We start from the raw sequence: 26,031 nt of genomic DNA on the forward strand, positions 1-26,031 counted from the left end.
TCAGGATTTCCAGAAGCCCGGCGAAAGAACAACAAGTACAGTGTAAATCTCAAGTCTTCCGAGCAGCATAAGAAAACTAAGTATCCATTTAGCAAAATCAGTTAAATGTCCAAAGTTTGATACGGGTCCCGTTGAACCAAGCCCCGGACCTATATTTGCCATACATGCAGCAGTTGATCCCATTGCTGCGTCAAGTTTAAGTCCTGTTAAAGCAAGCATTACAGAACCAATTGCAAAAATAGCAAGATAGATCAAAACAAACGCAGTAACTTTTGAAATAATATCCTGCGGCACAGCTTTTCCATTGTGCCTTACAGGCAGCACCGCACTTGGATGTATCAATCTCTTTAATTCTAACAGACTGTTTTTTATTAATAGCTGGTAACGAAGCATTTTAACGCCGCCGCTTGTTGAGCCTGCGCATGCACCAAACATCAAAAGTATCAGGAATATAATCGACGAGAATGATGCCCACTTTTCATAGTCAACAGTTGCAAATCCTGTTGAACTAAGTATTGAAATTATACTGAAGGCTGAGTCACGTAATGATGATTCAGCGGTTTGGTTGTTATTAAGTGTTAAGTAAGCCGCTATCGAAAGCACAACACAAGCAGTAAATACAAAGTAGAATTTAAATTCACTGTCCTTCCAGTATGCGCCGATCTTTCCGTGTAATGCGTAGTAGTGTAATGTAAAATTTGTTCCGGCGATGAACATGAAAATAATTATTACGTACTCAATAAAAGGTGAGTTGTAATAGGCAATGCTTGCATTTTTAGTTGAGAAACCTCCGCTGGCAAGTGTACCGAATGCATGGCATACAGCATCAAATAAATTCATTCCTCCGATCAACAATAAAACAACTTCAACAAAAGTGAACATAACATAAATGAACCATAACCTTCTTGCCGTATCCTGAACTCTTGGATGTAGTTTGTCCTTTGTGGGACCTGATACTTCAGCTTTATATAACTGCATACCTCCAACTCCAAGAAAAGGAATTATGGCGATTGATAAAAGAATAATCCCCATTCCGCCAATCCAGTGAGTCATTGATCGCCAGAATAAAAGTCCATGCGGAACAATTTCAATATCTTTAAGTATTGTAGAGCCGGTTGTAGTAAAGCCGGACATTGTTTCGAAAAAAGCATCAGTAAATGAAGGTATTGACCCGTGAATAATAAATGGTAAAGTGCCGAATGCTGCCATAGCTATCCAACCAACTGTTACAATTATATAACCTTCACGCTTTGAGATTTCTTTTGAAGCATTCTTTGTTAGGTACCATGCACAAAAACCTGCCCCGATGGTTATACCGGCAGAAATTATTATTGAAATAATATCATTGCTGTGATAGTACAGCGAGAACGGAATTCCCGTTAACATAAAACCACCGGTAAGTATAAGTAAGAAACCGGTAATGTTAACAATAACTTTGAAGTTCATATAATTTTAAAGTTTATCCGGAGCAAATATAATAAATACTTTTTTGCCGTTTTGATTTTAACTCTTTCCCGAACTTTGTAAGTTTCATCACGAAAAAATATCCGGCTGAAAAATGAAAGATTCAATTTTAATAATTGATGATGAGAATGAGTTAAGAATACTTCTTTCAAAACTTTTAAAGCTTGAAGGTTATATTATTTTCGAAGCAGACAACGCTGAGAAAGGAATTAATATTCTTAAGAAGGAAGACATCTCGCTTATAGTAACCGATGTAAGACTACCCGGGGTAAACGGAATCGATCTCATACAACAATTCAGAGAAATAAATCCTGTTTGCGAAGTTATCGTTCTTACCGCCTACGGCACAATTGAAGACGGAGTTCGCGCAATAAAAGAAGGCGCATTCGACTACATAACAAAAGGTGATGAAGACAATAAAATTGTTCCGTTAGTCCAGCACGCTATTGAAAAAGTTCATCTAAAAAAAAGAATTGAACATCTTGAAAAAAGTGTTGGCGAAAAATATAACTTTGATATTATTTCAGGTGAATCGGAAAAAATAAAAAAAGCTAAAGAGCTTGGAGTTAAAATATCAGCTACAGATGTTCCTGTTTTATTGCTTGGTGAAACTGGTACAGGCAAAGAATTATTTGCGCAAGCAATACATTATTCGGGTTCGAGAAAAAACAAACCGTTTATTCCCGTTAACTGCAGTGCAATCGCAAAAGATATTCTTGAATCTGAAATGTTCGGTTATAAAGCAGGCGCTTTTACAGGTGCGAATAAAAATAAAAAAGGTTTGTTTGAAGAAGCACATCACGGCACTTTATTCTTAGATGAAATTGGTGAACTTGATCTTACACTACAGGCAAAATTTTTACGAGTACTTGAGACAAATGATTTTATTAAACCGGGCGATACAAAACCCACGCAGGTTGATGTACGGATAATAGCCGCAACAAACCGGGATATTGAAAAGGAAGCAAAGGAAGGAAACTTCCGGCTGGATCTGTATTACAGGTTAAGCGTAATGAAAATTGAACTTCCTTCTCTGAAAGAAAGAAGTGAAGATATACCTTTGCTTGTTGAGGTATTTGTTAAACAGTTCAGTAAAAAACTGAACAGGAAAATAAATGAGATCACCCCGGCGTTTACAGATAAGATAAGGCATTATAACTTTCCCGGTAATATTCGCGAGTTAAGAAATGTTATTGAACGGGCTGTCATACTTTCTGAAGGAAATGTGCTTACAGAAAATAGTTTACCAAAAGAATTTTTTAGTTCAATGCATAATTCTGATTCATCAAGACTTGAGGACATTGAAAGAATTCACATATTAAAAATTCTTGAATCAGTCGAAGGTAATAAAACACGCACGGCAGAGCTACTTGGAATTGGCTTAACCACACTTTATAGAAAACTTCAGTCTTACGGAATTGAATAACTTTCATTTAAGCTGTAATGAATAATTAATTCACGCCTGTATCCTTACCACACCATTTTGAAAAAATACCTTTCCGTTATGGAATAGTTTTTCCTGCTTATCAATTCTCATCTTTCATCTAAGTGATTGTTAATACTTCAATTAACTCTCTGGCATTTTTTTAGGGACATCAATCAGAAAAATTACAGGTAAATAAAATGCTTGAAATAGCAATGATACCGTTAGGGATTCTTTGCTTCGGAATATTTATTAAATCAATTCAGTTTTTTGACAAACTTTAATCCGTTAATTAGGAGTTAATAATGATCGCTCTGTTGATAATAAGTGTATTTGTTTTTGCTTATCTCTTTTACGCACTGATAAAACCGGAAAAATTTTAGAGGAACAATTATGAATTCAGAAATATCAGGAGTTGTTATGATCCTCCTGCTCACATTTGTTTTTGCTTATCCGTTAGGGAAATATTTCAGCAAAGTATTTAAAGGTGAAAAAACCTGGAGTGATTTTCTTTCACCTTTAGAACAGTTCATCTTCCGGGCTTGTAAGATAGATCCGAATGAATCAATGAACTGGAAAGAAAATATGAAAGCTCTGCTAAGGCTTAATCTTGTTTTCTTTCTCTGGTCGATAATCATACTAATGATTCAGGGATCTATCCCGATCTGGAATCCTGTTGAAATCATTTCGATGGAAGCAACATTGGCTTACAACACAGCAACAAGTTTCGTTTCCAACACAAACCTTCAGCACTATTCCGGGGAAACAGGATTATCTTATTTCTCACAGTTGCTGGTAATTGGTTTTATGCAGTTTGTATCTGCTGCTGTTGGAATTGCAGCACTTGCATTGTTGTTTAAAGGAATTGTTCAGAAACGGGCAACAGATATTGGAAACTTTTATAATTTATTTTTGAAAAGTTTAACAAGAATTTTACTTCCGCTTTCAATTGTTGTTGCAGTTATTCTTCTTTTTAATGGAATGCCTCAGACTTTTAATGGTTTGCAGGAAGTTCATACACTTGAAGGTGATACGGTTCTGGTTGCAACCGGTCCAGTATCATCTGTTATTGCTATTAAACAGCTCGGAACAAACGGCGGCGGATATTTTGGACCAAACTCAACCCATCCATTTGAGAACCCAAATTATTTAACAAATGTAGTTGAGAATTTTTCAATTTTAATCATTCCTGTTGCATTGGTTTTTGCTTTCGGGTTTTATTTAAACAAGAAAAAGTTTGCCTGGATTTTATTTGGTGTAATGACAATTGTCTTTCTATTATTTGTAAGCAGTTCAATTACTTTTGAATCCGCAGGAAATCCTGAAATAGCAAAACTTGGTATTGAACAACCAATGGGAAGTATGGAAGGCAAGGAAGTTCGTTTTGGTTCTGAAGCTTCTGCTCTGTGGGGTGTGTCAACAACTTCAACTTCGAACGGTTCTGTTAATTCAATGCACGACAGCCATACTCCGTTATCCGGTGGTATATTTTTACTGGATATGATGATCAATGCAATTTATGGCGGAGTTGGTGTTGGCTTTATAAACTTTTTTATGTTCGTAGTGATTGCAGTATTTATCGGTGGATTGATGATCGGAAGAACTCCGGAATTTCTTGGTAAAAAAATTGAAGCAAGAGAAGTTAAGATTGCATCGCTGATAATTCTTCTTCACCCGTTTTTAATTTTGATAGGAACCGCGATAGCATCATTTATAGTGGCAAATGATTCAAACATCGGCTGGTTAAATAATCCATCCTTTCACGGGTTTTCCGAAATGTTATATGAATTTACATCTGCCGCAGCAAATAACGGTTCGGGTTTTGAAGGACTCGGTGATAATACTCCGTTCTGGAATATCGCAACCGGCACTGTGATGCTTCTTGGAAGATACCTGCCAATCATTGGTCCCATCGCAATCGCAGGTTCACTTGCATCAAAGAAAACTGTACCTCAATCAGAAGGAACTTTGAAGGTTGATACAGTTGCCTTTGGTATTGTATTGCTTGGAGTGTTGGTAGTTGTTGCTGCCTTATCATTTTTCCCGGCACTTACACTTGGTCCAATTGCAGAATATTTTTCAATGTGAATTTGACAAAGATGACATCTTTCTAAAAGATGTCATCTTTTAATATAAAAGGAAAATAAAATATGAAACGACAAAAAAACATAAATCTGTTTACACCGGAGTTAATTAAAGAAGCCGTTATAGAATCATTTGTAAAACTTAATCCAAAAGTGATGATTAAAAATCCTGTAATGTTTACGGTAGAAATAGGGACTGTGATAATGACGGTGATCACATTTTATTCTATTTCACCTGCAAGCGGTCAGGGTTCGGTCATTTATAATTTTGTAATCACTTTACTTCTTCTGTTGACTGTATTGTTTGCAAACTTTGCGGAAGCAATTGCCGAAGCAAGAGGCAAAGCACAGGCGGCATCATTAAGAAAAACACGGCACGAAACCCAGGCAAAACTTATTCAGAAAGACGGTACAATTAAACTGATCAGTTCATCACAACTAAAAAAAGGCGATGTGTTTTTAGCTGAAGCAGGCGATATCATATCTATTGATGGTGAAATAATTGAAGGAATTGCATCAATAGATGAATCGGCGATAACAGGTGAATCAGCTCCGGTGATAAGAGAAGCAGGAACGGATCATTCGGGCGTTATTGGCGGAACAAAAGTTTTATCAGATAAAATAAAAATCCAGGCAGCCACACAACCCGGTGAAACTTTTCTTGATAAAATGATTGAACTTGTTGAAGGCGCTAAGAGACAAAAAACTCCGAATGAAATTGCATTAACAATTTTGCTTGCGAGTTTTACAATTGTGTTTCTTCTTGTTACTGTAACCCTTCACCCGTTCAGTACGTATGCAAATACAGCAATAACTATTGCGTCACTCATTTCATTATTCGTCTGCCTGATCCCAACTACAATTGGCGGGTTGTTATCTGCAATTGGTATCGCCGGTATGGACAGAGCGCTTAGAGTGAATGTAATTGCAAAATCCGGTAAAGCAGTTGAAAACGCCGGTGATATTGACACAGTTCTTCTTGATAAAACCGGAACAATTACAATCGGTAACCGCAAAGCTACAAACATGTTTCCACTGAACGGGATAGATAAAAAAGAATTTGTCAAATATTGTTTATTAAGTTCGCTTGCTGACCCGACCCCTGAAGGAAAATCAATTGTTGAATTAGCCCCTAAGCTTGAGCCATATGTATTACAAAAAACTGCTAAGGATGGAACATTCATTCCGTTTACTGCGGAATCAAGAATGAGTGGAATCGATTTGCCGGATGGAAATTCAATCCGAAAAGGATCATGGGATGCAATATCAAACTGGATTGAAAAAGAAGATCATCTTAAATCAGAAATTGAAAAACACATAAATGAAATTGCAGAGAAAGGTGGAACTCCTCTTGTTGTTGCCCTAAGTAAAAAAGCAGTTGGAGTTATACAACTTGAAGACATTATAAAACCAGGTATTAAAGAGCGGTTTGCCCGTCTTAGAAAAATGGGAGTTAAAACAGTAATGGTTACAGGTGATAATCCGTTAACAGCAAAGTTTATTGCAACACAGGCTGGTGTTGATGATTTTATTGCTGAAGCAAAACCTGTTGATAAAATGAACTACATTTTAAATGAACAACGTGAAGGGAAACTTGTCGCAATGATGGGCGATGGTACAAACGATGCGCCTGCACTTGCACAGGCAGATGTTGGCGTTGCAATGAACTCAGGAACTCAAGCGGCTAAAGAAGCTTCGAACATGGTTGATCTTGATAGCGACCCGACAAAACTTCTTGAAGTAATTGAGATTGGAAAGCAGATGCTCATCACAAGAGGAAATGTAACAACGTTCTCAATTGTTAATGATGTGGCGAAATATTTTGCAATAGTTCCGGCGTTATTTGCGGCAACAATTCCCGGCTTAAATGCATTGAATATTATGAAACTTGAAAGTCCTGAATCCGCGGTTTTATCTGCAGTAATATTTAATGCACTTATCATACCTGCTTTAATTCCGCTGGCATTAAGGGGAGTAAAGTACAAACCGATTGGCGCTTCAGCTTTACTGACAAGAAATTTATTAATCTATGGATTAGGTGGTCTGATTATTCCATTCATTGGAATAAAGTTAATTGATTTGATGGTATCAGTATTTATTTAATAGGTCATCCCGTACTTGTTTCGGGATATCAATAATAAAATAAGATGCTGAAACAAGTTCAGCATGACGGAGAAAAAATGAAAAACATTTTAAAAGATATAAAACTTCACTTTGCAACTTTAATTTTATTTGGATTGTTATTCCCGTTACTTATCTGGGTGTTCGGATTGATATTCCCATCACAGGCAAACGGCTTGCCTGTTTATAAAAATGGTAAGCTCGTCGGATTTGAAAATATCGGGCAAAAATTTTATTCGGATAAATATTTTTGGGGAAGACCTTCTGCTGTTGATTACAATGCTGCTGCAACAGGCGGCTCAAACAAAGGTCCGACAAACCCAGATTACATTGCTGAAGTTGAGAAAAGGATTGATGACTTTTTACGAAAAAATCCTGAAATAAAAAGAAATGAAATACCTTCAGACCTTGTTACTGCATCAGGAGGAGGACTTGATCCTCATATCTCGCCGCAAGCAGCGTTCATACAAATTCCAAGGGTTGCAGATGTAAGAGGAATAGAGAGGACAGTAATCAAAAAATTGGTTGAAGAAAATATTGAACCTCCTCTATTCGGAATGTTTGGAACTGAAAAAGTAAATGTTCTGAAATTAAATATGGCACTTGACGAACTAAAATAAAATCAGGAATTAAAAATGAACTCGATTAAAATATTATTAGTGTTAGAAATTATTTTTGTCTCAAATTTGTTTTCACAGGACAAAGTACAGTTAAATACAAATGTTGATCTTGTCAGCAGGTATATCTGGCGCGGTATTGACGTTGCTTCAACACCAAGTGTTCAGCCTTCGCTTGGTTTAGCATACTCAAACTTCATGGTTGGATTGTGGGGTGCATATACTTTATCAAATCAAACATCATCATCAGATGAAATAGATATTTGGATAAGTTATAATCTTAAGGTCGGAGAATTCATAATATCACCACTGATTACAGACTACTACTATCCGAATTCCGGGAAGAGACTTTTTGATTTTAATGAGGGGAAAGGTGCACATCTTCTTGAAGCCGGATTAAAATTAAGCAAAGAAGCTTTCCCGATCATCGTTTCAGGTTATTACAATTTTTACAATGAACCAGGCAACAATACCTACTTTGAGATAAGTTATACTGCAAATGTGAATGAGTTTAAAGTTGATTCATTTATCGGTGCGGCAGGCGGAAGCAAAAGTAATTCTTTATTTTATAACACAGAAAATTTTAATGTTATTAATATCGGAATGAAAATTACAAAGCCATTATTTGTAACTGGCAAGTTTACCATTCCTGTATTTGCATCAGTTATATTTAATCCGAGAAACGAAATTGCAAATGTAATTGCCGGAATAACTTTATAATAAAATGGAATCACAGATTTCCATATCGGCAGAAAGATTTCTTAATCTAATAAGATCATCCAAACAGGGAAAGCTTAAGATCTATATAGGAATGGCTGCTGGCGTCGGTAAAACCTATCGGATGTTACTTGAAGCTAAAGAACTTCTTGACAGTAATGTTGATGTTGTAATAGGTTACATCGAAACACACGGGAGGAAAGAAACTGTTAAACTCACCGAAGGTTTACCAGCAATCGAAAGAAAAAAAATATTTTATAAAGGTAAACTTCTTGATGAAATGGATGTGGATTCAATTCATCTTCACAAACCTGAAGTAGTTCTAGTTGATGAACTGGCTCATACAAATGTTCCAGGCTCTAAAAATGAAAAACGCTGGCAGGATGTTAAAGAACTTATTGAAGCGGGTATAAATGTTATAAGCACCGTAAACATACAGCACATTGAAAGTATAAATGAAAATGTTGAAAAGATAACAGGCATTAAGATCACTGAAAGAGTTCCCGACAGCATTATTCATTTAGCTGATGAGGTTGTTAATGTTGATCTTACAATTGAAGAACTGATCGACAGGCTTGAAGAAGGGAAGATATATGATCTTAAAAAAGTACCAATCGCTCTTCAGAATTTTTTTCAGAAAGAAAAACTCTTACAGCTTCGTGACCTTGCATTGAAAGAAGTATCAAGGCAGGTGGAAAGAAAAATAATCAAAGAAATTCCATTACCTGACCGCGAAAAAATTAATTCTATAGTAACTGCACTAAGCAGCAACTATGAATCGGGTAAAAGACTTATAAGAAAATCATCGCGGCTTGCCGCATTGTACAATTCAAAATGGTATGTTGTGTATGTTCAAACGGATAAGGAATCATCAGACAGAATTGATACAAAACTTCAGCGCCTGCTGTTGAACAATTTTAAATTAGCTGCGGAACTCGGTGCTGATGTGCAGGAGATTACCAGCAATGAAGTAGCGATTTCAATTGTTGAATTCGCTAAAAAGAAAGAAGCATCATTGATAGTAATAGGTAAACCTGTGTTTTCAATTCTTTACAGGTTAAAACTAAAAAATTTTTTCAGGGAACTAACTTCGCTTACATCAAAAGAGAATATTGATATTCTCATGGTTTCATCAAATGAAAACGCTAAAAAATAAAATTAACATCGGGGTTATCTTTCTTTTCTGTGTTGTGCTGCTTGTAAGCATACTCAGCATAGTCTTTATTAACCAACTCGCACAAAAAACCAAAGGTACAATCGTTGATAACTATGCATCGGTTGATTACATGCTTGACATGCTCACGAACCTTAGTGATATGCATACATTGCAGGTGGAATCACTTGTCGGAAAAAAAGATGCAAGTAAGAATGAAATCAAAGTTTATACTGATTTCAAGAATGCATTCGAAATGAATCTCCAGGATGAAACAAATAACATAACGGAAAAGGGAGAAGGTGATCTGGTTGACGAACTTCATTCAATGTATAATGATTATCTGAAGTATTACGATACTTTAACACTCAACAATGAATCAGGAATAGAATTAGAAGTGTTATATGAAAAATATTTGACGCTCAGATCAAAGATACTTGGCTTGTATAAGCTTAACATGAATGCAATAGTAAATAAGACCGGCGAACTTCAAAAAACTGCTGATGAAGTTATTCTCTATATGTCTATTGTTGTAACATTGAGTATCCTTATCACGCTTTCTTTCATTTATAATTTCCCTTCTAAAATAATTGAACCGATAAAAACTCTTACCGACAGGATCAAAGCCATCAGTGAAAGAAATTATGATCAGAAACTTGAACTTAATTCTAATGATGAACTTGGCGAACTTGCCGCTGCGTTTAACATAATGGCCGAACGACTAAAAGTTTATGAATCAAAACATATTGATCAGTTATTGTTTGAACAGAAAAGAATGAACTCGTTAGTTGAAAACCTTGAAGACGGTGTTCTGTTAATCGATGAGAACAGTAAAATTGTAATCGCTAATAAAACACTTCTTGAAATTACCGGATTAAAAAGAAATGAAATACTGCTTCATTATATAGCAGAAGTTGCAGACAGCAATGATCTTATAAGGGAAATTTATAACACGAGCAAAGTTCTTAATGAAAATTCGCAGTCAGAGATTAAGCCAATCAGGATAATTAAAAATAACAAGGAGGTGTTTTATAAGATTGAGGCAGAAGATATAATTAGTTTTTCAGAATACTCCCAGCAGGAAACATTCATCGGTAATCTTATTCTGCTGCGTGATATTACTCATTACCAGGAGCGCGATAAAGCTAAAACAAATCTGCTGGCAACTGTCTCGCATGAATTAAAAACCCCATTAGCATCAATCAATCTTAGTTTGAAAATGCTGGAAGATAAACGTATCGGTCAATTAAATTCAGATCAACAGGAATTGTTAGACGCTTTACGTCAGCAGAGCAACAGGCTTTCGCGTGTAATAAATGAATTGCTTGACTACTCGCAGATTGAAACCGGTAATATCAAACTAAAATTTAATTCCGTTCGTCCTGAAGATATAGTTGAACTTGGAGTAACAGCTTTAGTGCTTCAGGTTGCCGATAAAAGCATAGATATGGAAATTAATATTGATGAAAATCTCCCTTCCATTAATGCTGACGTTGAAAAAACAGTTTTTGTTTTTGTTAATCTTCTGAACAATGCAATACGTTATTCGAAACAGAATGACAAAATTGTCTTGTCTGCAACAAAGGTTAATAATGAAATTAGATTTTCTGTTATTGACAATGGACCGGGTATTTCAAAACAAGACCAGGAAAAATTATTTCAAAGATTTTCTCAGATAGGAAATAAAACAAAACAGGGATGGGGTCTTGGTCTGGCTATATCAAAAGAATTTATACAGGCGCAGGGAGGCAGTATATGGGTCGAAAGCGAAACCGGGAAAGGAAGCACTTTTTATTTTAGTCTTCCTGTTAAGGCCTAAGTAAAAAACTTTGTAAGTTTATCAACAGCATCCGGCAGGGAGAACACAACTACTTTATCATTTGCTCTGATCTGAGTTTCACCTATAGTAATAAAACTTTCATCACCCCGAATTATTCCGCCAATGATTGCTTCTTTAGGGAAGTGAAGATCTTTAACTGGTTTTTTTGTAGCCGGTGAGTCCGGCGCAGCGCGGTATTCAAGTACTTCGGCATCTATACCTTCAAGAGTTGCAATCGCAACAACTTCACCTTTGCGGATAAATCTTGAAATGTTATTTGCTGCAATAAGTTTTTTGTTGATGAGTGAATCAAGTCCGATAGTTTGTGTTAGAGGTATGTAATCAACTTTATCAACAAGCGCGATAGCTTTTGTAACTCCAAGATGCTTTGCCATAAGGCAGGAAATAATATTTGTTTCAGCGTCTTCGGTAACGGCAATGAAAGCATCCATATCTATGATTCCTTCCTGCGCAAGAAGGTCAATATCTCTTCCGTCACCTTTGATAACAAGAGTCTTCTGAAGTAAGTCCGCAAGTTCAAAACTTTTTTCCTCGTTTGATTCAATCAGCTTTACACGCATTTTATCTTCAAGCTGTTTGGCAACGCGTCTTCCTATTTTTCCGCCGCCGAGGATCATTATATCTTCAAATTTCAGGTTTTGTTTTCCTGAAAGTTTAAGTATCATTTCAATGCCGTTGGGTGTTGTTATGACGAACACCTGGTCATTTGGAAGAAAGGTATCATTACCTTTGGGTATAATTGTTCTGAAGTTTCTGTGAATAGCAACTATTCTGAAATCAATACTTTGATGGTCTCTCGCCACATCAATAATTTTTTTATGGATGACAGGAGCGGTCTTATCAAGTTTAATTCCGAGCACTGAAAGTTTTCCATCTTCAAATTCTAGTACATCGGTTGCAGCGGTACGCATTATAAGATTAACTGTTTCCACTGCGGCAAGTTCTTCAGGATAAATCATGAAGTCTATTCCAAGCTCCTGAAAATTTACCTGGCAATCCGGCTCAAGGTATTCCGCATTCCCGATCCTTGCAATTGTTTTTTTTGCACCGAGTTTTTTACCGATGATTGCTGTTGCGATATTCACTTCCTCGCTTGACGTAACTGAAACAAGCAGATCAGCTTTTGCTACATTAGCTTCGATCAGAGTTTTTATAGATGTCGATGAACCATTGATCGTTAATATATCTGTCATTGAATCGGTATATGATAATCTTTCCTGATCCATATCTATAGCGATAATGTCATGTGATTCGCTGGAGAGTTGTTTTGCGAGGTGGTAACCAACGTCACCCATTCCGGCAATTATAATACGCATATTTGTTGTCTGAACTTTCTCAAATATTCAATCCAAATTTAATGCATTTCAAATCAAAAGAAGAAATGCCTGATTAAAATAATGTGTTAATCAGTTAATTGAAAATGAAACTCTTCCAAAAAAATTTTTGATTGTGGGTTGAAAGCAAAAGGGCTAAGTTTCATTGAGGTTTTAAAAATAATCTTACCATAACGCGGGAGTAAACATGATTCTGCCTGTAAATTTAGAACTTGATTCATACCGTACACCAATTTCAAATTATATAATCATCCTTGTTACGATCATCATTTATTTCTTTTCGATGTCTCATTCATACGGAATTTATTTTGTTGACATGGTCCTTGTCGATTTCAATCCAGCCGGATTGTTCGGTAGTATTTTTTTACACGCTGATCTTTTCCATCTGTTAGGTAATATGCTATTCCTTTTTGTCTTTGGCGGCGCAGTATGTGCGGTATTTGGAAATTTTTATTATCCGTTAGTCTACCTTGTTTTGGGAGCGATTGCTTCTGTAATCCATTTGCTGCTTGACGGCAATCCTGCTGTCGGTGCAAGCGGTGCAGTCAGCGGTTTGATGGGATTTGTTCTTGCGTGGTTTCCAAAAAATAAAATCAAATTCATTTACTGGATAATGCTTGCACTCGGTGGATCATTCAAACTTAAAGCTATTTACGCAATCGGATTTTATTTTGTGCTGGATTTATTCGGAGTGCTTGGAGGCGGTTCTAATGTTGCACATTTTGCACACATCGGTGGATTGATTGGAGGGTTCCTGATAGGAGTTGGTTTGTTATACGCAAATGTTCTGGATATTGATGAGACAACAATCATCGACTTAATAACTAAAAAAGATAAACAGGCTGTACGAAAAGACTATGATGAACTTCAGGCAGATGCAGAAAAGCAGAGAATGGATGATGAGATGGTAAAACTTGGTTTAGGAAGAGGCACATCTTTCGAAAACATGACAGAACTTGATTTTCAAATCAACAGGGTAATGAATCAGAAAGAAGCTGTACCCAAATTCAGAGTTTTGAGATTGATTAAAAATGAAAATGAAATAAAATGTTTCGTCGTTAATGAAGGAGACACAATTACACATCTTTCATTAAATGCTTCAGACGGAATTGAATGTGAAGTAACACCATCTGATGAATTTAAATCCTCCGGAACTGGAGTGTTTTCTTTTAAGAATATTAATGCAGGTGAAGTGAAAATAAGATTTGCTATGGAATACAATAATTCAATTAACCCTGTAAGCAGCAATTACATTCTGGATATTGAGACAAAAACAATTTCCACATAAAACTTTTTTAAAAGAATATGTTTTTTGTGTTGACAATCACCCGGAAGCGATTTACGTTTGTACAGATTCAAATGTTTAATAGGGGTGATTGGCTTTGCAAACACATACGGGTATTTACTGACTGCGTTAATTTCTTTGCTTTGCCATTAACGCCTCAACAATTCACACATCATATTATGAAAGGAGCAGAGGGGAAAATGAAAAAAATAATTTTACCAATCCTTCTTTTACTAATCTTACAATTAAGTTGTAAAGACAACGGAGTTAATCCACCACCAAAGAATAATCCACCCGGCTGGCAGGAGGATATACCCTGGCCAAGTCTTGATGCAAATCCGTGGCCCATTCATCACGGAGATGCGCAGTTTACAGGAAGAAGTAAATACGCTGGTCCTCAGTTAGGACAGGTTGAATGGATGATTGAACTACCAACTACAAACCTGACACACGATTCATTTCTTTCACCTGTGGTTGGTGATTCAACAATCTATTTCGTGTCTTATAAAGACACAGCAAGCCCGGGAAGTTTTCTTTATGCACTGAGATTTGACGGAAGCATAAAGTGGACATTCCCGCTGCCGTCACCAACACAGAAAAATTCATCACCACCTGTACTTGCATCAGATGGAACAATATACGTTGCAACGTGGGGAGACAAATTGTTTGCTGTAAATCCTGACGGTACAATGAAGTGGGAAGTAACATTTGCTCAGTCAACAGGTATATACAGTATGATGAACCTTGACAAAGAAGGAAACCTGTATGCATTTGCACACAACGGAGTGTTATACAAGTTTTCAAAAGCAGGAGATACTATCTGGAGTTTAACACTTGATGATTTCGGTTCATCATCATCAGCAGTGGTATTCTCGCCAGATGGAAACACAATGTACATAACGGGCAAGAAGTTATTTGCTGTTTCTACCAGTGGTGAGTTGAAGTGGAGTTATCAGTTTGGGGCAGGAACCGGAACTTGGGGTAGCACGCCAATTGTATCATCAGATGGAACAATTTATTTGGGATTCGGATTTGTCTCTGTAAATCCAGATGGAACCATTCGAAACTGGCCGACTGGAATAGTAGGAGCAGATTACATAGATCCCTCTATTGATAAATTAGGAAATCTTTATATCGGTTTGGATTATGAATTGATTTCACTCAACCATAAGGATGAAGAAAGGTGGAGAAAGCCATATAACCTAAATGTCTTCTTCAGTATAATTTCTGATAAGGACGGAAAAATTTACTTCTTTACTGAAGATAATAATCTTGTAAAAATAGATTCTCTCGGTAATGAAGATTGGCGAATACAACTTGATGGTTACGTGTACTATTCGCCTGCAATTTCTTCAAATGGTAGAATGTTCTTTGGTTCTGTTCGCGGAACTAAAAAGTATTTTTATTCAATAAAATGAAAGAGAAGTGAAACGAAATTATTTTTTGTTTCGATATTTTTAGTTTTTCTATCAATGTAAAAAGAAGGGATGCATTTGCATCCCTTCTTAATTTTAAATCTTATGCTAAAGATTTTTCTTCTTTGTATAACTTCTGGAATTCTTTCGGCTTCCTGTTTTTCCATGAACCTTTGTGATAACCGTAACCTGCAACCAAAGGCATTGCAATAGTAGCTTCAGAATAAACCATCTGTTCAAAAGTTGTTTCAACTTTTCCCCATGAACTTGCTTCTTTTAATGTTGAACCTGAAAGCGCACCGTCTCTTTCATCAGCGACAGTTATTTGAATTGCGTACTTGTGCATTGGTGCGTCTTCCTGCAGAATGTCAGCGGCAACAACAATATCCTGGGTAAAGTTTTTGGGAACTCCGCCGCCGATCATAAAGATTCCAGTATCACGGCAATTCAATTTTATTTTTGTCAGTTCAAGAAAATCTTTTGCTGCGTCAAGTGATAAATGTTTATCAGGATTGTTTGTCTGATGAACTATAAATCCAAATCCTGCTGAGCAATCAGAAAAAGCCGGTACAAAAATCGGAACGTTCTTTTTATAAGCCGCATAAATTACAGAATCATCCACTTTTGGTCCGCCATTATTCTCTAAGTATTTGCCAAACTCCCAGAGTAATTCTCTTGATGAATAAGGTCGTGGTTCAAGACTATCAAAAATTTTCCCGGTTGTATCATCGCAAATTCTTAATTCATCTTCATCGATGTATGTATCATAAATCCTGTCGATATGGAGATCCCGTAATTCATTATCATCACTGAACGGAGTTCCTTTATAATGTTTGAAGCCTAATGCTTCAAAGAAATCCTGGTCAACCATAATTGCGCCGGTTGAGACAATAGCGTCAACCATATTGTTAGCTATCATATCGTGAACAACTTTTTTTAATCCCGCACTAAATAAACTTCCTGCGAGAGTAAGAATGATTCCGCATTCTTTGTCATTTAACATCATATCATAAATGCGTGCCGCACGGTTAAGATCACGTGCGGAGAAAGCCATATGTTCCATTGCGTCAACAAGCTGAACCACATTGTGCTGCTTGATATCAATGTGCTGCACCACTTCTTTCAGATAATCTTTTTTATTTGCCATCCTACTACTCCTTTTTATTTATTCAGTCGTGATTAAAATCATTTTAGAAAAATGCTTTGGCTAGTTTTAATATGCCTTGTTTCCATGGCACCCTGTGCGAAACTCCGCTTGTGTTTTCAAACTCGTGAAGATGTTCAAGATACCATTTGTAATTTCTTACCAATGCATCTTTGTTTGAAAACTTTGGTTTGTAGCCAAGAATTTTTTCCGCTTTTTCAATTGATACGAATGAATCTTTTGATGCAGTTTCATAAACCCATTTGTAGAGCGGGGAAAGTTTTAAAGCTTCAAGAATTCTTAGTGTCCAGATAATTGGTGTTTCCGGTAAACCTGTAATTTTTTTACCGAAGCCAGCAACATCAAGAACAGCCTGGTAATCTTCGCGCATCGTTGTGAAATTTTTTGCGCCGATGTTGAAAGTATCGTTAACAATTTTTTCATCAAGTGTTGCTGACAGATAAATTGATTCACAAAGATCTTCAACATCAAGAAGCTGATAACGGTTCTTTCCGTTACCTATCATTGGAAATCCTTTGCCGTCTTTTGCCCAATCATAAAACAGTGCGAACACGCCAAGTCTTTCAGGACCAATAAAAGATTTCGGACGAAGTATCGGAACGATCATTCCCTGTTTACGCATTTTCAAACATTCTTCTTCAGCAAGGATTTTTGCTTTACCGTAAGGACCTACTCCATCAAGTTTATCATCTTCAAGTAAAGGATGATGATCTGGAATTCCATAAACCGCAGTTGATGAAATATGAATGAAACGTTTTACATTATTCTTTCTTGCATGCGCAAGAAGAATTCTTGTCCCGTCAACATCAGTTGAAAAAATTTCTTCAGGTGTATATAACGGAAGTGCAGCAGCAGTATGAACTACCACATCTATCCCCGTCATTACCTCTGCAACTGTATTTTCGTGACGGATATCACCTTTAACAATTTTTATTTTGTCTTTAACATCCGGATATGTAAAGTCAGCAATATCCAGAGAAACAACTTCGTGATTACGTTCAAGTAAATAACGAACTATATTTATTCCCAAAAATCCGGCGCCGCCGGTTACTAAAATTTTCATTAATTTTTCCTGCAAGTTTTACAATAAGTGTTGCGAAAATTAAACATTTTGAATTCGGCTTCAAAATAAGGGAGTAAGAATTAGGTATAAAAAATTGATTAATCTGAATTAAATTTGATTGTGAATAATTCATCTGAAGAAAATAAAGTCAAGCAGGATTCTGAATCTATCTTTGCATTCGGAAAGTACCTTACACTATCAGTAATGCTGCATGTAATTATTTTCGTTGGTCTTGCTTATCTATTATCGTTGTTGAACATCAAACCATTAATAAACAGGAGTGTAATAGAGTTAATCCATAATGAGAGTATAACTGAACAAATAAATGAAGAGCAACCGTCAGAAACTGAAGAAGAAGAAATCATTGAGGAGGCTAAAGAAACTCCAAAGGAAGAATCAGTTTATTACGATATTTCAGAGAGTGATGCTGATACATCTTCACTCGAACAGGTATATTCAGAATCGACTCTTGATGTTTCGATCAAATATCCGCGCGGCTGGGTTTTTATTGATCAGAATGTTAAGAAGAAATTGGATGGCGTTACTTTCTGGCTGACTGATGGTGTTTACAATCCGCCGCCTTATGTTCATCTTGAAGTGAAAGAAAAATACTTGTTCAATGAAACAAGATTCAAATATTCCTTTCAGCTTGATGATAATATCGCTTACTATAATGATCCTGAAGAAATCGAGGAACAGGTATCACAAATTATTTATATTAGAACTGACAGTGATGAAGATTTCAGCCTAAAATTAATAATGAAAGGAAAAGAATCTTTTAAAAGATTTCAGCCGGTGTTTTTTGGAATGATTAAATCATTTAAGTTTGGTGAAAGTCTTTTCTAATTTAACAATAATTAAAAGGAGATAAGATGAAACTAAGAATCTGGATTAATTTCATAGCGGCGTTTTTTCTGTGTATAGTGGTTGCACAGACCGTATTTGCACAGGAATCTTTTTCAGGTGAAGTTGGAATGAAAATAACAGACGATGAGGGGAATGCGATGAACCTGAAATATTTTATTAAAGATAATTTATTCAGGATCAACTCTGCGGCAGACGGACAGAATATCGGAGTGATTTTTAATTCCGCTGATAAAAAAATGTTGATGATTATGGACGATCAAAAAATGTACATGGAAATGCCGATGGATATGATGAATAAATACATGGAAAACAACGGCGATGAATCAAACAAAGAAATTGATTTTAAGAAGACCGGGGAAACAAAGAAAATTCTGGATTACACTTGTGAGAAATGGATTTACACTGGAGATGATAATAACGCAGAGATCTGGATGGCAAAAAATATGGGGGCTTTTAGATTTTTTGATGGAGGTGGAATGGGAAAACCTAAAATGAAATCAGGATGGGAAGCAGAGATTGAAAAATCAGGTTATTTCCCGATGCAGGTTATTACTCGAGACAAAAGCGGTAATATCCAGAGCCAAATGGAAGTTACTTCCGTCACCAAGAAATCATTAGATGATTCGTTTTTTAAAGTGCCGGCTGGCTATCAAAAATTTAGCATGCCGAATATGCAATAAGCATAATGACCGAAATTAACGGTTTTTATCATTGATTGAGAGAAGTCAAGAGATTCTGATAGATATTTCTTGACTTTTTTCACATAGGGACGTATTTTTCCGCTCTTAATTTTAGAAGAAAATCCGGTTTTGGAGGAAAAAAGTGAAACAGGAAAAATTAACAAGATTTATTAAAACAGAAGACGCTGATAGGAAATGGTATGTTGTTGATGCTAAGGATCAGGTGCTTGGCAGATTGGCAACTGGTGTGGCAAGAATTATCAGAGGAAAAAATAAACCGATTTTTACTCCTAACATGGATACCGGTGACTTTGTGATTGTTATAAATGCAGAGCAGGTAAAGGTAACCGGGAAAAGGGAATTGTTAAAAACTTATAGTCACCATTCAGGTTATCCTGGTGGATTAAAGACCAGAAGCATTCAGGAAATGATGGCAAAGAATCCTTCATTTTTAGTTGAAAATGCTGTTAAAGGTATGCTGCCCAAAACAAGATTAGGGAAAAAATTAATCAAAAAATTAAAAGTATATGCCGGTGAAAATCATCCTCATACTGCACAGAAACCGGAAGTAATCAGTTTATCGGAGAAATAATGGCTGACAATATTAGTGTAGGACGTCGTAAGACTTCAGTTGCAAGAGTAATCCTGAGAAGCGGTAATGGAAAAATTACTGTTAATGGAAAAGAATTTGAAACTGCATTTCCTCAATTACTGAGCAGGGAAGATATTCTTAATCCGCTTCGCGCTACTGACACAATTGGTAAGTATGATGTTATCGTAAATGTGGATGGCGGCGGTACTACAGGTCAGGCACATGCTATCAGATTAGGAATTTCAAGAGCCTTGGTAAAGATTGATCCTGAAAACAGAATCAAACTGAAACCCGAAGGATTCTTAACAAGAGATCCAAGAATGGTTGAACGTAAAAAATATGGTCAGCCTAAAGCACGTAAAAGATTCCAGTTCTCTAAGAGATAAAAAATATTTTAATTCAATAATCAATCATTCATATTCTCTGATTTACTGCCTGTGTCCCCAAGAGGGATTGTAAGTAAAGTTGATGAGAATAGAAGTTAAACAGGAGACATAATGAAAAAGTTAGATATCACTCAGCTGATTGAAGCTGGAGCGCACTTCGGGCATTTAACCCGTCGATGGAACCCCAAAATGAAACCATACATCTTCATGGAGAAGAATGGCATTCATATAATTGACCTTAAAAAAACTCAAACACTCCTTACAGATGCAGCAGAGAATTTTTCAAAACTGGTTGCTGAAGGAAAAAAAGTATTATTCGTCGGCACAAAAAAACAAGCTAAAAGTGTAATTGAATCGGAAGCCCGCAGAGCTGATATGAACTGGGTTAGTGAGAGATGGCTTGGCGGTATGTTGACAAACTTTTCTACTATTAGAAAAAGTATTAAAAGGTTGAACAACATTGAAAAACAGGAAACCGACGGAACATTTGATAAGATCACTAAGAAAGAAAGATTGTTCCTTACCCGCGAAAAAGATAAACTGAAAAAAGTTCTTGAAGGTGTTGAATCAATGAGCCGCCTGCCTGGAGCTTTATTTGTAGTTGATATTAAGAAAGAAGCGATCGCGATAAAGGAAGCCAAAAGACTGGATATTCCGGTCTTCGCAATTGTTGATACAAATTGTGATCCTGATATTGTTGATTATGTTATTCCTGCTAACGATGATGCCGTAAAAACAATTGAACTGATCGTAAAACATATTGCAGACAGTGCTCTCGAAGGAAATATAAAAGCTAAAGAAAATAAAGCTGAGGAAATGGCTGAGAAAGAGCGTATCAGAAAAGAAAGAGAAGAAGAACGTAAAGAAGACCCAAGAAAAAAAGAAACCTCGGCAACTGAATAATTATTAAAAGGGAAATTTTATCATGGCTATTACCGCTGCTCAAGTAAATGAGTTAAGACAAAAGACCGGCGCCGGTATGATGGATTGTAAAAAAGCATTAACCGAAGCCGATGGAAACATGGAAAAAGCAATTGAAATCCTTCGTAAAAAAGGAGCCGCAGTTGCAGCTAAAAGAGCAGAGAAATCTGCAAATGAAGGTCTGGTTCTTACTAAAGTTGCAGACAACGGCAAAACCGGAGTTATACTGGAAGTAAATTGCGAAACAGACTTTGTTGCTAAAAGTCCGGACTTTGTAAATTTTGCAAATATGGTTCTTGATACGGTTACAGAAAAAAAACCTGCTAACGTTGAAGACTTGCTGAAAACTTTTCCTGAAGTTCAGGAAAGATTATCAGACATAATGGGTAAAGTTGGAGAAAAAATTGAGATCTCAAGATTTGCAATAGATAAAAATGAAAACGCAATTGATGTTGACTATGTTCACCTTGGATCAAAATTAGGTGTGCTTGTTAAATTCGATAATACTTCAGTCGTTGATGATGAACTTCAGAATATTGGTAAAGACATTGCAATGCAGGTTGCAGCTATGAAACCGATTTGTGTTTATCGTGACGAAGTTCCAAAAGATATTATTGAAAAGGAGATCGATATTTATAAAGAAGTCGCACGAAAAGAAGGTAAACCTGAACAGATACTTCAAAAGATAGCAGAAGGAAAACTTAATAAGTTCTACCAGGAAAACTGTTTGTCTGAACAGGCATTCATAAAAGACAATTCAAAATCTGTAGGTGAATTGTTAAAGGAATATAATGCGAAAAAAGGAACTCAATCCAGGATTGGATTATTCCACCGCTTCCATCTGAGCGACGAAAATAAATAAGCTTAACGAAAAGGTCTTAAATTTATTAAGACCTTTTTTTATATTTAATCCGCCTGTTATTTGTATTTATAATTAATTAAAATCAACATTAGGGAAATACAAATAGTAATAGCCAATCAAAAAGAAAATTATGACTAAACTGAAATACAAAAGATTACTCCTTAAATTAAGCGGCGAATCATTAATGGGTGAAAAAGGTTTTGGTATTGACCATAAGGTGCTTACCTTTTTTGCTGAAGAGGTTAAAAAGATAAAAGAAATTGGTGTTCAACTTGGGATTGTTATAGGTGGTGGAAATATATATAGAGGATTAAGTGCCGGTGAACAAGGTATCGACAGAGTTACCGGGGACCAGATGGGAATGCTCGCGACAATGATTAATTCATTAGCACTGCAAAATGCAATTGAGAACCAGGGAATTTATACACGGCTTATGAGTGCTATTAAAATGGAAGAGATCGCAGAACCATATATCAGAAGACGAGCCATAAGACATCTTGAAAAAGGAAGAGTAGTAATTTTTGGTGCCGGTACCGGGCATCCGTATTTCAGTACTGATACTGCAGCCTCGCTCAGAGCAGTTGAAATAGAAGCCGATGCGATTGTAAAAGGCACACGTGTAGATGGTGTGTATGATTCCGACCCTGAAAAAAATCCTAAAGCACTGAAGTTTGAAGATATATCATATCTTGATGTGTTGAAATTAAATCTTAAAGTTATGGATATGACCGCAGTCAGCCTGTGCCGTGAAAACAATCTTCCCATGATTGTGTTTAATATGGATATTCCCGGAAATCTTATTAAACTTGTTTCAGGTGAGAACGTCGGTACAGTAATACGCGATAAATAGAATTTCTAATTAAACTTTAAAAGGGTATAGCAATGGAACAAACAATAAAAGATGCTAAATCCAGAATGGATAAATCAATTGATGCATTGCGCGGCGAGCTTGCAAAGATACGTTCAGGCAAAGCTACAACCGCACTGCTTGACGGTATTAAGGTGGACTATTACGGCACAATGTCTCCACTTTCACAGGTAGGTAATCTCACAGTACTTGATGCACACACTCTTTCATTTACGCCGTGGGATAAATCCATGGTTAATATTGTTGATAAGGCAATTCTTGAAGCGAACATAGGGTTAAACCCGGTAAGTGATGGAACCAATCTTAAGATTCCCATTCCATTACTCAATGAGGAAAGAAGAAAAGAACTGGTAAAGCTGGTTAAGAAATTCGGTGAGGATACAAAAGTTGCAGTTAGAAATGTAAGACGAGATGCTAATGAACATCTGAAGCGTGAACACAAAGACAAGAAGATTACCGAAGATCAGCTTAAGGATGCAGAGGATAAAGTACAGAAACTAACCGATGAACACACAAAATTAGTTGATGATGTTCTCAAGCATAAAGAAAAAGAAATAATGGAAGTCTGATCAAAAAAATATTTTTATATGAAGGGATCTTATGATCCCTTTTTTTATTTGTCCGTGTTCAATTCATTTAAAGTTTTATAAGTCACTTCTCGCATAATAAATTTTCGGGGTTCAGGAAATTGAAACGGCAGCGGAGATGCAGCAATATCATTTGAATAAAAACTGCCTGATAAAAGAAATTCCAGGTTAGAATCGGGAAAATCCTCATTGCTCAATTTTTTTATCATACTGATTGATGAAAGATTGACATCATAAACAGGATAGCCGCTGCCTATCTGTTTAACAGGGATTATTTTTCCTCTTAAAAAATCTCCGGAGGAAGTATCAATCCTGACCTCAAGAATTGCTGATATCCCGTTTTCATCTCTGATATTCATATTGCCGTAGGTTAAAAAATTTCCCAGTGAATATGCGATGAGTTTATTCTTATAAAGTTCTATTCCTCTAAGTACGTGTGGTCCGTGTCCAAGCACTAAATCAGCACCGGCATCAATAACACACTTTGCAAATGCTGAAACATTACCTCTGTTCTCACCAAGAAAAATTTCAGTTTCACCGGTTACTTTTTGAAATCTTCTTCCTTCTGCGCCTCCGTGAAATGAAACTATGATCAACTCATAATTCTTATCTAAAATTGAGATGACTGAATCAGCAGTTTTTAAATCTGAAATGTTGTATGAATTTTCCGAGTATCCGAATGCTACCAGTGCAATTTTTTGATGGTGTATTTTTATTTCAGCAAAATTTCTTTTCATCGCTGATTGAATACCAAGTTCATCTAACAGGAAGGATGTGAATTTAAATCCTTCTTCACCATAGTCTTCAGAATGATTGTTATCACGACTCATAACAGTAAAACCAAGTTCTTTCAATACAGGAGCAATTTCAGCCGGAGTTCCGAATTCATAACAGATACCTTTTTCTCGGGATTCATCAGAGCATTTGTCAGCTTTCATTCCATCAAGAATAAATGATCCTTCAAGATTTCCAAAAATTATCTCAGCGTCGGATAAATATTGTCCGATTGAATCAATAAAAAATTTTCCATTGTCAGGAGGTAGAATTTTTTTTGGAGTTATTGATCCCGGCATAACATCGCCTACTGCTTTGATTTTTATCTGGCAGAGAACATCATCCACTGATAATGCTGAAATAAGAATGATAACGGAAATTACCGCACTCATCATAAAATTGTTTAATAAACCCATCACTAATGTTTTATTCGCAACAAATAATTAAGAATTTTTGCGTAAATTTAACACCCGAAAAGCAATTTACCCCAATAAATGACTACTGAACGTCAATAAAAATATGGATTTAAAAAAGTTCAGGATCCCCGGTATAGATAAAGAAGTCTCAGAATATCTGAATAAAAATACTTTCAGGAATGTTATTTACATGACCAGCGGTATAGCCGTGTTCCTGGTTGGGGTGGTTGTTTACGGTGTCATTCTTAACATGCGCGAGGTAACTTTGCAGAAAGCAATGCTGGATAAGGGTTACCGCATCTTGAAAAACCCAAACATTGTGATTGACAGAAAATCTTTTCAGCTTAGTTTGTATGAAGATACAGTTCTGATAAAATCCTACCGCGTAAGCTTTGGAAAAAATATTAACGAGAAAAAAAACAGGGCGAATGACTATGCAACTCCCGTTGGTGAATACCAGATATGTTCCGTTGACACTTTGCACCAGTATCATAAATTTTTAAGGTTGAACTATCCGAATCTTGATGACGCTTCTGAAGTGTTAAGGCTCGGACTAATAACACAAAAAGAATTTGATGACCTCCGGTTCCAGTACTACTATGGAGGATGCACGGATTACAATGAAGTGCTTGGCGGTAATATCGGCATTCATGGAATCGGGAGGCTGAACTATATATTTAAAAATCTTCCTTTTGTTTACAACTGGACTGATGGTTCTGTAGCGATGAGCAATGAAAATATTGATGAGATTTTTTCAATAACAGGAGTGGGAACTAAAGTTGTCATTAAATAAAAATTATTTCGTTGTAATAATTCTGTCAGCACTTCTTTTTTCCTGCGGTGAAGAAAAGAAAGAAGAAATCAAACCGGTTAGCGATCTCACATCACCGGAAGCTTTGATGAAAGAGGCTAAAAATCTTTACGGTAAAAATGTTCAGAACATGATAAAGGGGTTCTATACCGATTCATCTAACCAGTTTGCAGTTATGACAGAAACGATTACACCTGATGTATGGGGTATAAATTTTAATCTTATGGTTCAGAGCGGTTCTGGTTTTGAATCAAAGTATAAATCCGATCTGTTGCCGGGTTCCTTCAAAGAGAGCGAAACAAAAATTATAAAATTGCCCGGGTTTGATTACGATCTGCTTTACTATAATTCACTATTTTATTTTATGGGAAGCGGCGGCGGTGAAATATTCTCATACGTAGTGGATTTCAGCAAACAAAAAATTTACTACGCACATCTTATTGCTGATCTTCAAAAGCCGGTATCATTGTTTCTTTCCCCTGATACAGATGTCCCGGAGATCAAAGATTTTTTTATTAAGACATTCCGTAATGATTATCCGAATCTTGCATTGATCGACGAAGATATTGAATTGGAGTGACAGTAT

The 26,031-nt window shown here is 36.2% G+C and carries 25 protein-coding genes; 20 read left to right on the top strand and 5 right to left on the bottom strand.

Features of this window, described 5'->3' with window-relative positions:
• Positions 1-1,446, bottom strand: a complete 1,446-nt coding sequence (locus IPM56_02240) for a TrkH family potassium uptake protein (protein ID QQS36802.1) — start codon at positions 1,444-1,446, stop codon at positions 1-3.
• 112 nt (positions 1,447-1,558) lie between these two features.
• Between IPM56_02240 and IPM56_02245 the strand changes: the two genes are divergently transcribed.
• From IPM56_02245 to IPM56_02280, 8 genes are all read left to right on the top strand, one after another.
• A complete protein-coding gene (locus IPM56_02245; protein QQS36803.1) occupies positions 1,559-2,890 on the top strand; it encodes a sigma-54-dependent Fis family transcriptional regulator in 1,332 nt (443 codons plus the stop codon).
• A gap of 302 nt (positions 2,891-3,192) precedes the next feature.
• A complete protein-coding gene (gene kdpF, locus IPM56_02250) occupies positions 3,193-3,270 on the top strand; it encodes a K(+)-transporting ATPase subunit F (protein QQS38203.1) in 78 nt (25 codons plus the stop codon).
• 10 nt (positions 3,271-3,280) lie between these two features.
• Entirely contained in the window at positions 3,281-4,975 is a 1,695-nt protein-coding gene (kdpA, locus tag IPM56_02255; GenBank protein ID QQS36804.1) for a potassium-transporting ATPase subunit KdpA, read from the top strand.
• A 62-nt stretch (positions 4,976-5,037) separates the two neighbouring features.
• The gene (kdpB, locus tag IPM56_02260) at positions 5,038-7,074 is read left to right on the top strand and encodes a potassium-transporting ATPase subunit KdpB (GenBank protein QQS36805.1); all 2,037 of its coding nucleotides are present in this window, start codon (positions 5,038-5,040) and stop codon (positions 7,072-7,074) included.
• Between the two features lie 77 nt (positions 7,075-7,151).
• On the top strand, positions 7,152-7,712 hold the full coding sequence (locus IPM56_02265; protein ID QQS36806.1) for a K(+)-transporting ATPase subunit C: 561 nt from the start codon (positions 7,152-7,154) through the stop codon (positions 7,710-7,712).
• A 15-nt stretch (positions 7,713-7,727) separates the two neighbouring features.
• Complete coding sequence (locus IPM56_02270) at positions 7,728-8,429, top strand: hypothetical protein (GenBank protein QQS36807.1); 702 nt, start codon at positions 7,728-7,730, stop codon at positions 8,427-8,429.
• 4 nt (positions 8,430-8,433) lie between these two features.
• Positions 8,434-9,582 carry a sensor protein KdpD gene (locus tag IPM56_02275; protein ID QQS36808.1) on the top strand — a complete coding sequence of 383 codons (1,149 nt, stop codon included), beginning with the start codon at positions 8,434-8,436 and terminating at the stop codon, positions 9,580-9,582.
• Positions 9,563-11,398, top strand: a complete 1,836-nt coding sequence (locus IPM56_02280; GenBank protein ID QQS36809.1) for a HAMP domain-containing protein — start codon at positions 9,563-9,565, stop codon at positions 11,396-11,398. The genes IPM56_02275 and IPM56_02280 overlap by 20 nt, the downstream gene beginning before the upstream one ends.
• Here IPM56_02280 and trkA read toward each other — a convergent pair.
• Positions 11,395-12,735: a Trk system potassium transporter TrkA gene (gene trkA / locus IPM56_02285; protein QQS36810.1), complete on the bottom strand. Its 1,341-nt coding sequence runs from the start codon at positions 12,733-12,735 to the stop codon at positions 11,395-11,397. The two genes, IPM56_02280 and trkA, sit on opposite strands and share 4 nt — an antisense overlap.
• Before the next feature lie 205 nt (positions 12,736-12,940).
• Here trkA and IPM56_02290 point away from each other — a divergent pair, with 205 nt between their 5' ends.
• Complete coding sequence (locus tag IPM56_02290) at positions 12,941-14,041, top strand: rhomboid family intramembrane serine protease (GenBank protein QQS36811.1); 1,101 nt, start codon at positions 12,941-12,943, stop codon at positions 14,039-14,041.
• A 197-nt stretch (positions 14,042-14,238) separates the two neighbouring features.
• Positions 14,239-15,456 carry a PQQ-like beta-propeller repeat protein gene (locus IPM56_02295; GenBank protein QQS36812.1) on the top strand — a complete coding sequence of 406 codons (1,218 nt, stop codon included), beginning with the start codon at positions 14,239-14,241 and terminating at the stop codon, positions 15,454-15,456.
• 100 nt (positions 15,457-15,556) lie between these two features.
• On the opposite strand, the gene IPM56_02300 is transcribed toward IPM56_02295, so the two are convergent.
• Entirely contained in the window at positions 15,557-16,600 is a 1,044-nt protein-coding gene (locus IPM56_02300) for a deoxyhypusine synthase (GenBank protein QQS36813.1), read from the bottom strand.
• A gap of 43 nt (positions 16,601-16,643) precedes the next feature.
• The gene (locus tag IPM56_02305) at positions 16,644-17,681 is read right to left on the bottom strand and encodes an NAD-dependent epimerase/dehydratase family protein (GenBank protein QQS36814.1); all 1,038 of its coding nucleotides are present in this window, start codon (positions 17,679-17,681) and stop codon (positions 16,644-16,646) included.
• Positions 17,682-17,795: 114 nt separating this feature from the next.
• Between IPM56_02305 and IPM56_02310 the strand changes: the two genes are divergently transcribed.
• From IPM56_02310 to frr, 8 genes are all read left to right on the top strand, one after another.
• Positions 17,796-18,527: a hypothetical protein gene (locus IPM56_02310; GenBank protein ID QQS36815.1), complete on the top strand. Its 732-nt coding sequence runs from the start codon at positions 17,796-17,798 to the stop codon at positions 18,525-18,527.
• A gap of 26 nt (positions 18,528-18,553) precedes the next feature.
• Positions 18,554-19,228 (top strand): DUF4412 domain-containing protein, encoded by a 675-nt coding sequence (locus IPM56_02315; protein ID QQS36816.1) that lies wholly within the window; start codon positions 18,554-18,556, stop codon positions 19,226-19,228.
• A gap of 142 nt (positions 19,229-19,370) precedes the next feature.
• Entirely contained in the window at positions 19,371-19,820 is a 450-nt protein-coding gene (gene rplM, locus IPM56_02320) for a 50S ribosomal protein L13 (protein QQS36817.1), read from the top strand.
• On the top strand, positions 19,820-20,206 hold the full coding sequence (rpsI, locus tag IPM56_02325; GenBank protein ID QQS36818.1) for a 30S ribosomal protein S9: 387 nt from the start codon (positions 19,820-19,822) through the stop codon (positions 20,204-20,206). Before rplM ends, rpsI begins: the two co-directional genes overlap by 1 nt.
• Positions 20,207-20,317: 111 nt before the next feature.
• Positions 20,318-21,109: a 30S ribosomal protein S2 gene (gene rpsB, locus IPM56_02330; GenBank protein QQS36819.1), complete on the top strand. Its 792-nt coding sequence runs from the start codon at positions 20,318-20,320 to the stop codon at positions 21,107-21,109.
• Between the two features lie 22 nt (positions 21,110-21,131).
• Positions 21,132-21,989: an elongation factor Ts gene (locus tag IPM56_02335; GenBank protein ID QQS36820.1), complete on the top strand. Its 858-nt coding sequence runs from the start codon at positions 21,132-21,134 to the stop codon at positions 21,987-21,989.
• A gap of 130 nt (positions 21,990-22,119) precedes the next feature.
• Positions 22,120-22,839 (top strand): UMP kinase, encoded by a 720-nt coding sequence (locus IPM56_02340; protein ID QQS36821.1) that lies wholly within the window; start codon positions 22,120-22,122, stop codon positions 22,837-22,839.
• 32 nt (positions 22,840-22,871) lie between these two features.
• Positions 22,872-23,426: a ribosome recycling factor gene (frr, locus tag IPM56_02345; protein ID QQS36822.1), complete on the top strand. Its 555-nt coding sequence runs from the start codon at positions 22,872-22,874 to the stop codon at positions 23,424-23,426.
• 44 nt (positions 23,427-23,470) lie between these two features.
• Here the strand turns inward: frr and IPM56_02350 are convergent, their stop codons facing one another.
• Entirely contained in the window at positions 23,471-24,634 is a 1,164-nt protein-coding gene (locus tag IPM56_02350) for a CapA family protein (protein QQS36823.1), read from the bottom strand.
• Positions 24,635-24,824: 190 nt separating this feature from the next.
• On the opposite strand from IPM56_02350, the gene IPM56_02355 reads away from it, so the two are divergent.
• Both IPM56_02355 and IPM56_02360 read left to right on the top strand, forming a co-directional pair.
• Positions 24,825-25,427: a L,D-transpeptidase gene (locus IPM56_02355; GenBank protein QQS38204.1), complete on the top strand. Its 603-nt coding sequence runs from the start codon at positions 24,825-24,827 to the stop codon at positions 25,425-25,427.
• Positions 25,414-26,025 (top strand): hypothetical protein, encoded by a 612-nt coding sequence (locus tag IPM56_02360; GenBank protein ID QQS36824.1) that lies wholly within the window; start codon positions 25,414-25,416, stop codon positions 26,023-26,025. The genes IPM56_02355 and IPM56_02360 overlap by 14 nt, the downstream gene beginning before the upstream one ends.
• The last annotated feature ends 6 nt before the right edge of the window (positions 26,026-26,031 follow it).

The organism is Ignavibacteriales bacterium, assembly GCA_016700155.1.
GTDB lineage: Bacteria > Bacteroidota > Ignavibacteria > Ignavibacteriales > Ignavibacteriaceae.

Coding starts and splice junctions, on each gene's coding strand:
- kdpB (QQS36805.1), top strand. CDS start 5,038: ATGAAACGACAAAAAAACATAAATCTGTTTACACCGGAGTTAATTAAA.
- IPM56_02335 (QQS36820.1), top strand. CDS start 21,132: ATGGCTATTACCGCTGCTCAAGTAAATGAGTTAAGACAAAAGACCGGC.
- kdpF (QQS38203.1), top strand. CDS start 3,193: ATGATCGCTCTGTTGATAATAAGTGTATTTGTTTTTGCTTATCTCTTT.
- IPM56_02340 (QQS36821.1), top strand. CDS start 22,120: ATGACTAAACTGAAATACAAAAGATTACTCCTTAAATTAAGCGGCGAA.
- rpsB (QQS36819.1), top strand. CDS start 20,318: ATGAAAAAGTTAGATATCACTCAGCTGATTGAAGCTGGAGCGCACTTC.
- IPM56_02280 (QQS36809.1), top strand. CDS start 9,563: ATGAAAACGCTAAAAAATAAAATTAACATCGGGGTTATCTTTCTTTTC.
- IPM56_02355 (QQS38204.1), top strand. CDS start 24,825: ATGACCAGCGGTATAGCCGTGTTCCTGGTTGGGGTGGTTGTTTACGGT.
- IPM56_02265 (QQS36806.1), top strand. CDS start 7,152: ATGAAAAACATTTTAAAAGATATAAAACTTCACTTTGCAACTTTAATT.
- IPM56_02270 (QQS36807.1), top strand. CDS start 7,728: ATGAACTCGATTAAAATATTATTAGTGTTAGAAATTATTTTTGTCTCA.
- IPM56_02245 (QQS36803.1), top strand. CDS start 1,559: ATGAAAGATTCAATTTTAATAATTGATGATGAGAATGAGTTAAGAATA.
- kdpA (QQS36804.1), top strand. CDS start 3,281: ATGAATTCAGAAATATCAGGAGTTGTTATGATCCTCCTGCTCACATTT.
- IPM56_02315 (QQS36816.1), top strand. CDS start 18,554: ATGAAACTAAGAATCTGGATTAATTTCATAGCGGCGTTTTTTCTGTGT.
- IPM56_02305 (QQS36814.1), bottom strand. CDS start 17,681: ATGAAAATTTTAGTAACCGGCGGCGCCGGATTTTTGGGAATAAATATA.
- trkA (QQS36810.1), bottom strand. CDS start 12,735: ATGCGTATTATAATTGCCGGAATGGGTGACGTTGGTTACCACCTCGCA.
- IPM56_02300 (QQS36813.1), bottom strand. CDS start 16,600: ATGGCAAATAAAAAAGATTATCTGAAAGAAGTGGTGCAGCACATTGAT.
- IPM56_02275 (QQS36808.1), top strand. CDS start 8,434: ATGGAATCACAGATTTCCATATCGGCAGAAAGATTTCTTAATCTAATA.
- frr (QQS36822.1), top strand. CDS start 22,872: ATGGAACAAACAATAAAAGATGCTAAATCCAGAATGGATAAATCAATT.
- IPM56_02240 (QQS36802.1), bottom strand. CDS start 1,446: ATGAACTTCAAAGTTATTGTTAACATTACCGGTTTCTTACTTATACTT.
- IPM56_02350 (QQS36823.1), bottom strand. CDS start 24,634: ATGGGTTTATTAAACAATTTTATGATGAGTGCGGTAATTTCCGTTATC.
- IPM56_02295 (QQS36812.1), top strand. CDS start 14,239: ATGAAAAAAATAATTTTACCAATCCTTCTTTTACTAATCTTACAATTA.
- rpsI (QQS36818.1), top strand. CDS start 19,820: ATGGCTGACAATATTAGTGTAGGACGTCGTAAGACTTCAGTTGCAAGA.
- IPM56_02290 (QQS36811.1), top strand. CDS start 12,941: ATGATTCTGCCTGTAAATTTAGAACTTGATTCATACCGTACACCAATT.